Below are 10603 nucleotides of genomic sequence, written 5' to 3' on the forward strand. Positions count from 1 at the left end.
TGTAGAAACGCTTTCTAGGGAAAACACGGCTGGTTCAAAGGTCGTTACATAGGGTTATATATTCACAACGAAATAATCTATACCGCTTTAATTGAAACAGGTGTTGCTAGTTCACAGTGGTATCACAGTACAAATTGCGTCTTATGGCTACGGCTTTTTGGCCGACTGTAGCTGTCTAGAGATCTGTTTATATGCTTAAGTTCGTCCATCTTGTTACTCGGTCCATGGCGTTGCCATGGTAAAGAGCCTCCCAGCAGACAGCCCCTCAATCGATTCTCAGACATCCTTTTCTCCAGTATCGTCTTCTCCAGTATCGTCATCCCAGCCGCCAGTCAGTATGGCGGGGCTGTGGAATATGAGCTTTGGCTTCCTCGGCATTCAGTTTGGCTGGGGATTGCAAATGGCTAATGGCAGCGCCATTTTTGAATCGTTGGGGGCCAATCCTCACCAGCTGCCCCTGTTATGGCTCGCAGCTCCTATGAGTGGGCTGTTGATACAGCCAGTGGTGGGATATTGGAGCGATCGCACCTGTACACCCCTAGGACGACGGCGACCGTTTTTCTTGGTGGGGGCGTTGCTCAGCTCGGTGGCCCTGGTATTCCTCCCCAATGCTTCGAACCTATGGATAGCGGCGGGTCTACTGTGGCTGTTAGATGCCTCAGCTAATGTCAGCATGACGCCGTTTCGGTCATTTGTGGCGGATTTGGTCCCAGCACAGCAGCAAACCCAGGGGTTTATTGTCCAGAGTTTACTCTGTGGATTGGGGGCAGTGCTGGCATCAGCGATGCCTTGGGTGATCGCCCATCTGAGTGTACTCACCACGACTCCAGAGACGGATAGCTTGATCGCTATGGGAGGTGTCCCCCTGTCTATTAAGTTGTCGTTTTATCTGGGGGCAGCGGTATTTCTAGGTACGGTAATTTGGACGGTGATCACGACGCCAGAGCCTGCTGATAGTGAACCATTGCCAGTGTCTGACGAGGGTATGGTGCGGCAAATTTGGGATGCGATCGCAACGATGCCCCCCATCATGCGGCATCTAGCCTGGGTCCAGTGCTTTAGCTGGCTGGGCATATTCTGCATGTTTCTATATTTTCCTCCGGCCATTGCCCACCATATTTTTGGCGCTATCCCCGGTACCCCGCTCTATGCCAAGAGCATTGAATGGTCCGGGCTGTGTCTGGCTGTGGACAACCTGGTGTGTTGTGTAGCGGCCCTTGGCATTTATGTCGTGGTGGCACGTCTGGGGGAACGATACACCCATAGCCTCAGCCTACTCTGTGGTGCGGCGGGTCTTGTCTCCATTGGTTGGATTCATCAGCCGGGGTTATTGTTATTGCCCATGGTGGGGGTGGGAATTGCGATCGCTAGCATGCATTCTTTACCCTATGCGCTGTTGGCAAGATCAGTCCCAGCCGGCCAAAACTGTCTCTATATGGGCATTTTCAACTGTTTTATTGTGCTGCCGGAGATCGTGGCCGCATTGGGACTGGGCTGGGTGATGGACTATGTGGGTTGCGATCGCATCAGCATCGTCGTTTTAGGCGGATTCTCCATGGCCATTGCCGCCTTACTGGCTCAGGGAATTCCTGACCAAACGGCACCAGGTGAGCAATGCCCAACCTCCACCCGTACGGCATAGCGTCTACTAACTCTTTAAGAACGCCACCAGCTCCTCTAACTTATCCCAGGCAGCTCCGCTGGCAATAATCTCTTTCGCCTGGATCACCCCGTAGGACCAGGCTTCCTCCACCGTATCGCCGATGACTGAACCACCCACCTGTAAAGCCAAGGCCGCATTCAAGGCCACTGCATCTTGCTGTGCCTGCGTCCCTTTCCCCTGGAGAACATTGCGCAGAATGGTCATATTTTCCTCTAGCTCACCGCCGCGTAGGGCCGATACATTGGCCTTGGCCAGTCCTAAGCTTTGAGGATCGATCACTCTAGTGGAAACGTGACCGTTGGACAATACGGCCACATCGGTTTTGTCACCCAGACCTGCTTCATCCAAACCTTCTCGTCCGTGAAGCACAACCGCTTGCCCCATACCCAGCTGGTTGAGCGCTGCCGCCATCGTAGAAATAACCGCAGGGTCAAATACACCAATCACCTGACCAGTGGGCCGTAACGGATTGACTAAAGGACCCAGTAAATTAAACACAGTCCGAATTTTCAATGTGCCACGAATAGGCGCTACAGCCTTCATGGCTGGATGCCAGCCACGGGCAAACAGAAACGTAACACCGACTTCTTTGACAGCGGCCTTAGCCTTTCCGGGAGGCGCATTCAGGTCCACCCCCAGCCCTTCTAGTACATCGGCAGAGCCCACTTTGCTAGATGCCGAACGGTTACCATGCTTAACGACGGGGATACCTGCCGCTGCAGCCACAAACGTCACGGCGGTGGAAATATTAAATGTAGAAGCACCATCACCGCCCGTACCGCAGGTATCGATCCGGGGTGTGGGCAAGGATGCGTCAGCCTGCATGCCGCCCAGGGACTGCCCCTGCAATACTCGGGCCATACCGGCTAGCTCATCGGCGGAGAATCCCTTTGCTTGTAAAGCCGCCAAAATCGCCCCAGACATAATTGGATCAATCGATTCTGTCAGCCAGCCCTGCATCAGCGATTCAGCCTGATCGATTGAGAGGGACTGCTTATCGATGAGCTGCTGTAGCAGGCTAGACCAGTTGGTTGTCATTGCTGTAGGGCGTTTACGACTTCAATCAATAAGCTACTACACAAGGAAATCAAAAGACGCTTGTGTAGGGCAAATTTAAGAAAGGAGTCAGAGAGTGAGGCCAGCCTTAAAGTTAGGTTTGCGATCGCAAACCTAACCAACTATCACTACGGCAATCGGTCAGAGGACGATGTTGTCAAACAAGTCTAAACGCAAATCTAAACAGTATTTCTTTTTGTGCCTGATGGGAACAGCTTGCTATTCCGAGACATCTTCAGAAGATTCTTCAGTCTGTTCATCTGCCTCGCTATTGTCAGGTGCTTCCTCTTCACTATCAGATGGTTCCTCTTCACTGTCCGGAGTCGACTGAAGCTCTTCTTCAGCAGACTCCTCTTCCGGGGCCGGAGCCGCCTGGGGCTCTTCTTCAGCAGACTCCTCTTCTTCCGGCTGGAGAATCCATTCTTCCAGCGGACGCTCCAGACCGGTGGATAGGCTGTTGGGCATCAGATACACATCCACTGACTCTGTGTCTGTGGACTCGTCTACCGTCATGGTGTAGAGCGAGGTGCCACTAAAGTCTTCACCGCCAACAGCCAGGGTATACTCCTCTTCACCAACGGTCATGCTCACAACAGCATTAGGATCCCCTAAACCATAGTTATCAAGCTGGTCAGCTGTTGCAGTGATGGTTTCTGTAATGGTGTCGCTGGTAATGATATTGAGCAGAAACGCGATGGACGATGGATCGGCGGGTACGTCTTGCGGTTCTGTCATTTGCCAGGTGTCGTCAGCTTTAGCAAATGCGAGGGGAGTTTCTTCGCGGTCGATGCTAAACGTCGTGACATCGCCTTCGGTAAACTCATATAGGGTGTCACCACTTTCAGGCTGGGTATTTTTGGTGGTTTCGAAAATGGAGACGGCGGCTACGAGTGCGATCGCAACACCCAGCAACCCGACCGTACTACGATTAAGTTTCATCTTTTACACTCCCCTAACGACGACGGAACCAAGCAATGCCAGCCCCTATGACCCCAACCAGTGGAAACACTAGTAGGGCTAAAACACTGATCAAAATCTGTCGAGATACCGTCATGGTGATGCGACGGTTGGTAATCTCCTTAGGCCGGATTGACAGTGTGGAATCATCTAGATTGCTCAGCCAGGTAACGCTGTTAAGAAACACATCGCCATTAAGCTGCTGATCAAATAGCCCATCGGTGGCAAAGGTGGCATTACCAACAACCACTAGTCGAGCTTCTTTGACCGATTCGTCTGCATCTAAAGCATCGGAGTCACCAGACTCTTCTTCGTCAGCAGTCTCCCCGTCATCCTCATCTGATTGAGAGGCTTCCGAATCTAAGTTGTCGGAGTCTTCACTAGGCTCTTCGTCCTCAGCACTTTCGTCTGCTGGAGAGGTTTCTACATCAGGGCTTTCTTCATCAGATTCAGACTCTTCTGGAGCCGTAGTTTCATCTTCGGCTGTTTCCTGAGGTGAGTCTTCAATCTCCTTAGTCAAAACAACACCAATGTTAAACGGTCCTTCTGGAGATTTTTCGGTATCAACATTCAGCTCTCCTGTCTCCGATAGGGATTCAGCAAAGCTTTGGGCATTGCTCAACAGCAGGGGAGTCGCTTCTACACCCTCCACTGGCTCTATGACGACAGGTCGGGCCAGCGGATAGAACGAACGGCCATTATTAAAGTCATCGGTAATGGGATGGGCTCCATAGGCGGTGACCAGCGGAGCTGCAGGGCCAAGGCCAACAATTTGACCCGTATTAGATGCATCGACAATCAGCCGCTCATCTAGGGTCACTCCCCAGTCTGTTAATAGGGTATCTAACTCAGGTTCTGTTTGTGGATCGACTAATAGAAGAATGCTGCCCCCCTCATTTAGGTAGGTTTTGAGGGCCTCTACTTCGGGGGCAAAAAAGGCCTGCTTGGGTCCGGCAATCACGACCGCATCGGCATCCTCCGGCACGGCAGCTGTTTGGTCCAGGCTTAGGGGCTCAATGGTAAAGCCGTCCGCTTCTAGGGCGGCAGCAGCCTGGGCATAGCCGGAGGTACTGCCATCGATCACAAACTCCTCATGGCCTTGGAGAAAGTAAACGACAGCGTTGCGATCGCGACCGATCTGGGCAAGCTTATTGGTCAAATCCTGCTCGGTCAGCCCCTGCGCCCCTAATGCCTGCACAAAGAGCATATCCTCACCAGCAACGAGATGAACTTCACGCCCTTCCCCACTAACGTTAAACTCACGGGCTGTGGCCGGGTCTTGAAACGGATTAATGTGCTCGTAGGTGAGGTTATCGTTAAACTTGCGATAGCTCTCTAAGAGCTGTTTGTCATTAGGATTTAAGGAAGCGTCGAAAAGGACAACTTGGATCGGCTGCTGAAGATTTTTGACCACTGACTGAGATTCAGGCGCTAGGGTAAACAAGCCCCCCTCAGTCAAATCAATGCGTGGCGCGTACTGCACCGCTAAAAAGTTCACAACGCCCAGGATCAAAAGCACTGACAGTGTGGCCACAACCGCATTGGTGCCCGCCTGGGTAGACCGGCTTTGCCAAAAGCTACGGTAGCCAAAGCCTCCCAGCACCAAACTGATCAGGGTAAATACTACACCAATGGCCAACAGTACAATGGCTAGAACACTCCAGGCATCTACAAAGCCCGTGACCAAACCAGCTGTCGTCAAGGCTAACCCAGGCCATAGTAACCAGCGAAGATATTTACGATAGGTAGATAGCGCTTTCATAACGTGAGAGGTAGGACTAAGAGCAGAGGGAGCGGATTCTATAGCGGTTCCCGGTTGGGATGCGTGTAATTCGATGGTGTAGGGGAATGGGGAATGGGCTGTCTTCAACGTGTGTGGGAAACGCTGCATTCACCATTTGCTTAGTTTCTCTGAAACCTAAAAGCTTCGATGGATTGGGCGGTTAAAAACAGGCCTAGAACTGCGTAGGAGAGAAACAGAACCAGCCCGCTCAGATCAAAAACACCCTGAGTAAAGTCGTTGTAATGCTTTAACAAGGAGAGATGGCTGACGGCATCACCTGCCGGTCCTGGCAGCCCACCGGCCACCCCTTCCAGAACGAACAGGACTAGCACTAGGGCAAATGTAAGAATCGCCGCTAGGACGCTACTTTCAGTCAGAGATGAGATAAACATACCGAGGGAAAGGACCCCCGCTGCCATCAGAATTAAACCAAGGTGCCCCAAAAATAAAAGTCGCAGATCAAAGGGTGGATCGGAGGAGCCAACGACAAATGATTCTAGGACCAATAGCGGCAGAACCATGGTGACAAAAAACGTGACGACACCGAGCAATTTTCCCAAGGCAACGGCCCAGTTGGTAATGGGAGAGGTGGCCAACAGCTCCAGGGTGCCTTGCTTACGCTCGTCGGTGTATAGCCCCATGGAAAGGGCCGGCAACACAAACATGGCCAGAGACCCTAATAATCCCAAATAAAACTGGGTAAATTCATAGGGGAGGTCGAGGGGAGCGCTTTGCAGCCCCGCCTGGTCGGCAAAGGCCGACTGAGCCAACAGTCCCTGGGGACCAAAGACAAGAATAACCAATAAGAAGCCAGCTAAAAGCCAGAAAATAGTGGCAATGGCGTAGGCCAGGGGCGAAGCAAAATAGCTTTGTAGCTCCCGACGGTAGATGGCCAGGATATTGCTAATGACGGTGACAATACTATTCATCGGTTTCTGATGGGGTGTCTGATGATGAGGTATCGGATACAGGGGGAGTAGTGTCTGCCGTAGCGGCTACGTCTGCAGGAGGTGTGGATTCAGAATCCTCATTGCCCTCATGATTATGATTAGTAGCATCATTAACAGCATCGGTCATGGCTGCAGCGGGTTCTTCGGTGGTGAGATTAATAAAGACATCTTCGAGACTGACCCGATTCCGGGATAGCTCATACAGACCCAGATCGGCGTTAATAATGGTCGCTGCGATCGCACTGCCTGGATCGTCATCAGTGGCCGCCATTACTTGAAACCGGTGATGATTATCCGCTAACCCTTCCGCCGATAGAGCGGTGACGGCTTCCACCTGGGGCAGCTGGCTGAGCACAGCCTGGGCCTGCCCTGGATCGCCCGAGACCTCAATGGCATAGCCCAGCTGCCCTGCTAGACGGGCGGTGAGATTTTCTGGTGTATCGGTGGCAACGATGCGACCACCGTTAATGATGGTGATGCGATCGCAGGTCATGCTCACCTCAGGCAAAATGTGCGTCGAAAGGATGATCGTATGCTGCCCCGCCAGACTTTTGATCAAATTGCGCACATCGATAATTTGCTTGGGATCCAGGCCCACCGTCGGCTCATCCAAAATAATCACCGGCGGATCGTGAACAATGGCCTGGGCAATCCCCACCCGCTGCCGAAAGCCCTTCGAGAGCTTACGAATCAAGACATTTTTCTTTTCGCTCAGATTACAGCGGGCCATGGCTGAGGCCACCTGTTTAGCGCGATCGCCAATGGGCAACCCCTTAATCCGAGCCACAAAATAGAGAAACGCCTCCACCGTCATATCGGGATACAGCGGCGGTGTCTCCGGCAAATAGCCAATATTTTGTCGCACCGCCATCGAATCGCTATGCACCTCATGGTCCGCAATGCGAGCCGTACCGCTGGTAGCTGGCAAATACCCAGCCAGAATCCGCATGGTGGTGGTTTTACCCGCACCGTTTGGGCCTAAAAACCCTAAAATTTCCCCTGGCTCTACTTTGAACGACACATCACTAATCGCCAGGGTGGAACCGTAAGCTTTACTCAGCTGATCTACCTCAATCATGGTTTAACCCACTCAGTTCAACATCCGGAGGATCGACTCAAGTCGTCTGACCATTCTGCCACCGATTTTCACAACGGTTGCCATGAAATTGTGCAACCCTATACGAAAATAATGCATCAGCCTCGCTATGACCACGAGTAACCCAGGGCCTGAAAATTCGCTCACATTCCTCTATTACTTTGGTACCACCACACTGCTGACCATCGTGCTCGCCAGCAGCGTACTCCACCTCAGCCCCATGAGCGTTATTCCCAATCAGCTAGGGCTGGTGATGGGCTTGGTGGGCGGCGGGCTGGGACTGTACTTTAATCGATCAGTTACCTTAAAGCAGCCCATCAAGGGGCATAAAGTATTTCTAAATCAAATTAGCCAACCCCTGGCTGAGTTAGGGTATGCCCCCATCGAAGACGATAGCCTACCGGCAGATCTGGTTATTTACGCACGCAATAGTCTGCGAGGTCTGCTGTCTGGCAAGATTTACATTCGCTTGGAGGCCAAAACGGCTTATATCACAAGCCGAGCTGTACATATCCGTGGACTCAAACAGACAATTGATGGCTAAACCTAAGAAGCAAAAATTTCCCCATCTGCTGGGGTCAAAGTGGACAGCTCAGCAACGCACCATGGGTTGGCGGCATTTTCAAGTTACGAACCGTAAAAACGAAGGCAAACTTGTTTTTGCTGAGCTGGTGGCATCCTGCGATCCAACGATTCGGTTTTGGATCAATGCCAATGTCTTAAAAAACCGTCAGCTCTGGAAAGCTGGCTGGAAAACCCTCGATCAAATCAGTGGTGAGCAAAGTCAAAATGATGGCATATCTTAACTATTTCCTTTAAGGAATGACGCTACTATATGCTGTAACTAATAATCTTTATAAAAACTCCATCAGCTTTGTTTCTTATCTGTGCGAGCAAAATCTGTATGGCGTTCTCTAGAGGTTCTGTTTAAGCTAGTAGTAGATTGTGTTTCTTGATTTGTTTCAGAAAGCTTTCATAGTTATCTAGCTTAAGTACAATTGATGTACAGTTCCAACGCTCCCGAACCTGAATTGATGAAGGCGGTTTTACAGCCCCTGTTGAATGACTTCCAGTATTGGTTTGGTCGTTCCATTAGTTTGCTCGAATCTGAGTCAATCGATTTTCTTAGTGAGCACGAGCAGCAAGATTTGTTAGGTCGGGTGCGTCAAGCACAGCAGCTGGTGAGTGCATCCCAGTCATTATCCCAGGCTACTGGCAACCAAGCAGGGGTTGATATGTCTGTGGTGATGTCTTGGCATCGGCTAGTTCATGAATGTTGGAATGTGGCTATCCGATTCCGACAGCAGCAAGCCCAGGCGGCCCCCGATCAAATTGAAGAGGATAATTAGCGCAATCGCTTTTCCCTATGCTGCATTTACTTTACATTTTTGCTTTCACTATTCTGGCCGTATTGGCAATTGTCAATTTGGTACGCAATCTAATCAGTTTGGGTATTGAAACTCGCCGAGGCGGTGGCAGTACCTACGTGTCCACACCAAAACAGCCTCGCCGGGTCCCCCACCCTGAGCTGTTGGACGATAATGGCAATGTGTTGGATGAGCCTCTCCTAGTGATGCGGTCTATTTCCATCAAGGATGCTCGTGAGCAGCTAGATGCCATTTACGAGTCCTCAGGTGGCGGTGGTACCTTGGACGATAAGGTTGACGACTAGCCTTTAGATTCTGGCCATAGATTTTGGCACCCTATAGGTTTTATGCTTTGGTCACCCGTGGATAGCGTCTTCATCCACAGGTGACCAAAAGTTTTTCGTATGATTTTAGTGATGGTTACGAGTTGTGGCTATTGGAGTAGCTGTCGAGTCGCCATCTCATTAAACAGCTCCTTGGCGTCTGTTTGGATAGCATCGTATTGGTCTAGGACCGGGGTAACGGCGTCTGTTTCCCGCTCGACATAGTCGTAAAACTGGACAAATATGCGTTCCACTTCTTCATAGATAAGGCTCAGCTTTTGGTTGAGGCGGTCGGTGACATCGGCGTTAAACCGACTTTTTTCGCTGTCGAGGGCACGCTCAAACTTGGTAATAATGCGTTTGCGCTGCCAGGCGATACCGATAGCGAGGGTGATGATGCCAATGCCGGCAAAGGCAATGCCAATGGCGTTCATAATGGCTTCGGCTACGGCAAACTCAACAACATGAAGAATGGTTCCGGCCACGGCCACAAAGGCTCCACCCACAATCTCTGCCGCCATGCTTTCGGCTTCTGAGCCCAGGGCACGGGTGAGGCCATCATCGGTGAGCAGGTTGCTAACTTTGGCCTTGACGCTTTCAATCACCTCCTGGCGACGCTCCAAAATTTTGATAGAAATGGTATTGCTGTTGACCTGGTGGGTTTGGATGGCGTTGAGGTCTACGGTAAGTCCCTCTAGCAGCTGGCGAATGCCGTCAACAAAGTGTTGGGCTCCTTCGTTGGATAGTTCTTCTAGAGATGTTTTAAGTTCGGTCTGACAGCGCTCTTTGAAACCATTTATCCAGGTTTGTAGCGAGGCTTCTTTATTAAAAATGCCAACAAAGGAGCGGCGCATGACCGTCATTACCGAGAGGCTATCGCGAAACTCTAGCTTGATGCGGCTAGAAATGGTTTCGTAGCGATCGCAAAGCCGACTGACAAGGGTGTCAATTTCGGCTTGAGATCGCACCCTACCCCTCTCAATTTGCTGCCGAATCCGCTCTGCCGTGGCTCGATCCTCCTGCAGCTGCAGCTGTAGGTTTTGAATATCCTCACTCAGCGCCTCGATCAGCTTCTGGGTGGTGCTGCTCACCGAGCGGAGTTTGATCTTATAGCTCTCCCCGGTGGAGACCATATCGCGAATGTATTGTCGCACGGGGGCAAAGCCGCTATTTTCATGATCGCCTTCAAATTCCAGCTCGGCGGAGGTGGCAAATACTCGGGGGGATGTAATTTGCTTTTGGGCGGCATAGTCCCGCACCTGCTGAACATTGGTCGCTAAATTCTCAGGGCGTAATAGATCGGCCTGTTGCAAAATAAAAACAACTTTTTTCCGCCAGTTGACACTCACATAGTCCAAAAAGTCCCAAGCGCTTTTCTGGTAAGGATTTTTAGCAAATAGAACAAAAA

11 protein-coding genes are annotated in these 10603 nt (G+C 51.2%); 5 read left to right on the forward strand and 6 right to left on the reverse strand.

What is annotated here, in order from left to right:
* The first annotated feature begins 235 nt into the window (after positions 1-235).
* The gene (locus IQ260_RS00395; protein ID WP_228015303.1) at positions 236-1642 is read left to right on the forward strand and encodes an MFS transporter; all 1407 of its coding nucleotides are present in this window, start codon (positions 236-238) and stop codon (positions 1640-1642) included.
* Positions 1643-1648: 6 nt separating this feature from the next.
* Here IQ260_RS00395 and trpD read toward each other — a convergent pair whose 3' ends face one another.
* From trpD to IQ260_RS00420, 5 genes are all read right to left on the reverse strand, one after another.
* Positions 1649-2701, reverse strand: a complete 1053-nt coding sequence (gene trpD / locus IQ260_RS00400) for an anthranilate phosphoribosyltransferase (RefSeq protein WP_193989793.1) — start codon at positions 2699-2701, stop codon at positions 1649-1651.
* Positions 2702-2938: 237 nt separating this feature from the next.
* Positions 2939-3658 (reverse strand): DUF4340 domain-containing protein, encoded by a 720-nt coding sequence (locus tag IQ260_RS00405; protein WP_193989794.1) that lies wholly within the window; start codon positions 3656-3658, stop codon positions 2939-2941.
* Positions 3659-3671: 13 nt separating this feature from the next.
* On the reverse strand, positions 3672-5438 hold the full coding sequence (locus tag IQ260_RS00410; protein WP_193989795.1) for a GldG family protein: 1767 nt from the start codon (positions 5436-5438) through the stop codon (positions 3672-3674).
* 140 nt (positions 5439-5578) lie between these two features.
* Complete coding sequence (locus IQ260_RS00415) at positions 5579-6388, reverse strand: ABC transporter permease (protein WP_228015306.1); 810 nt, start codon at positions 6386-6388, stop codon at positions 5579-5581.
* A complete protein-coding gene (locus IQ260_RS00420; RefSeq protein WP_228015308.1) occupies positions 6381-7487 on the reverse strand; it encodes an ABC transporter ATP-binding protein in 1107 nt (368 codons plus the stop codon). Before IQ260_RS00420 ends, IQ260_RS00415 begins: the two co-directional genes overlap by 8 nt.
* A gap of 127 nt (positions 7488-7614) precedes the next feature.
* Between IQ260_RS00420 and IQ260_RS00425 the strand changes: the two genes are divergently transcribed.
* The 4 genes from IQ260_RS00425 (at position 7615) to IQ260_RS00440 (ending at position 9177) form a co-directional block, all read left to right on the forward strand.
* Positions 7615-8049, forward strand: a complete 435-nt coding sequence (locus IQ260_RS00425) for a hypothetical protein (protein WP_193989796.1) — start codon at positions 7615-7617, stop codon at positions 8047-8049.
* The gene (locus IQ260_RS00430; RefSeq protein ID WP_193989797.1) at positions 8042-8311 is read left to right on the forward strand and encodes a TIGR02450 family Trp-rich protein; all 270 of its coding nucleotides are present in this window, start codon (positions 8042-8044) and stop codon (positions 8309-8311) included. The genes IQ260_RS00425 and IQ260_RS00430 overlap by 8 nt, the downstream gene beginning before the upstream one ends.
* 195 nt (positions 8312-8506) lie before the next feature.
* Positions 8507-8854: a DUF2605 domain-containing protein gene (locus IQ260_RS00435; protein WP_193989798.1), complete on the forward strand. Its 348-nt coding sequence runs from the start codon at positions 8507-8509 to the stop codon at positions 8852-8854.
* Positions 8855-8871: 17 nt separating this feature from the next.
* On the forward strand, positions 8872-9177 hold the full coding sequence (locus IQ260_RS00440; protein WP_193989800.1) for a DUF2973 domain-containing protein: 306 nt from the start codon (positions 8872-8874) through the stop codon (positions 9175-9177).
* A 128-nt stretch (positions 9178-9305) separates the two neighbouring features.
* Here the strand turns inward: IQ260_RS00440 and IQ260_RS00445 are convergent.
* The coding region (locus IQ260_RS00445; protein WP_193989801.1) for a P-loop NTPase family protein at positions 9306-10603 on the reverse strand (1298 nt) is incomplete at its 5' end.

The sequence above is a fragment of the Leptolyngbya cf. ectocarpi LEGE 11479 genome, assembly GCF_015207065.1.
In the GTDB taxonomy this organism is placed as follows: Bacteria; Cyanobacteriota; Cyanobacteriia; order Phormidesmidales; family Phormidesmidaceae; genus Leptothoe; species Leptothoe ectocarpi.

What these genes read in the sequence shown, in the direction of transcription:
- IQ260_RS00410 (WP_193989795.1), bottom strand. Translation starts at nt 5,438, where the DNA reads ATGAAAGCGCTATCTACCTATCGTAAATATCTTCGCTGGTTACTATGG.
- IQ260_RS00420 (WP_228015308.1), bottom strand. Translation starts at nt 7,487, where the DNA reads ATGATTGAGGTAGATCAGCTGAGTAAAGCTTACGGTTCCACCCTGGCG.
- IQ260_RS00425 (WP_193989796.1), top strand. Translation starts at nt 7,615, where the DNA reads ATGACCACGAGTAACCCAGGGCCTGAAAATTCGCTCACATTCCTCTAT.
- IQ260_RS00435 (WP_193989798.1), top strand. Translation starts at nt 8,507, where the DNA reads ATGTACAGTTCCAACGCTCCCGAACCTGAATTGATGAAGGCGGTTTTA.
- IQ260_RS00405 (WP_193989794.1), bottom strand. Translation starts at nt 3,658, where the DNA reads ATGAAACTTAATCGTAGTACGGTCGGGTTGCTGGGTGTTGCGATCGCA.
- IQ260_RS00430 (WP_193989797.1), top strand. Translation starts at nt 8,042, where the DNA reads ATGGCTAAACCTAAGAAGCAAAAATTTCCCCATCTGCTGGGGTCAAAG.
- IQ260_RS00440 (WP_193989800.1), top strand. Translation starts at nt 8,872, where the DNA reads ATGCTGCATTTACTTTACATTTTTGCTTTCACTATTCTGGCCGTATTG.
- IQ260_RS00395 (WP_228015303.1), top strand. Translation starts at nt 236, where the DNA reads ATGGTAAAGAGCCTCCCAGCAGACAGCCCCTCAATCGATTCTCAGACA.
- IQ260_RS00415 (WP_228015306.1), bottom strand. Translation starts at nt 6,388, where the DNA reads ATGAATAGTATTGTCACCGTCATTAGCAATATCCTGGCCATCTACCGT.
- trpD (WP_193989793.1), bottom strand. Translation starts at nt 2,701, where the DNA reads ATGACAACCAACTGGTCTAGCCTGCTACAGCAGCTCATCGATAAGCAG.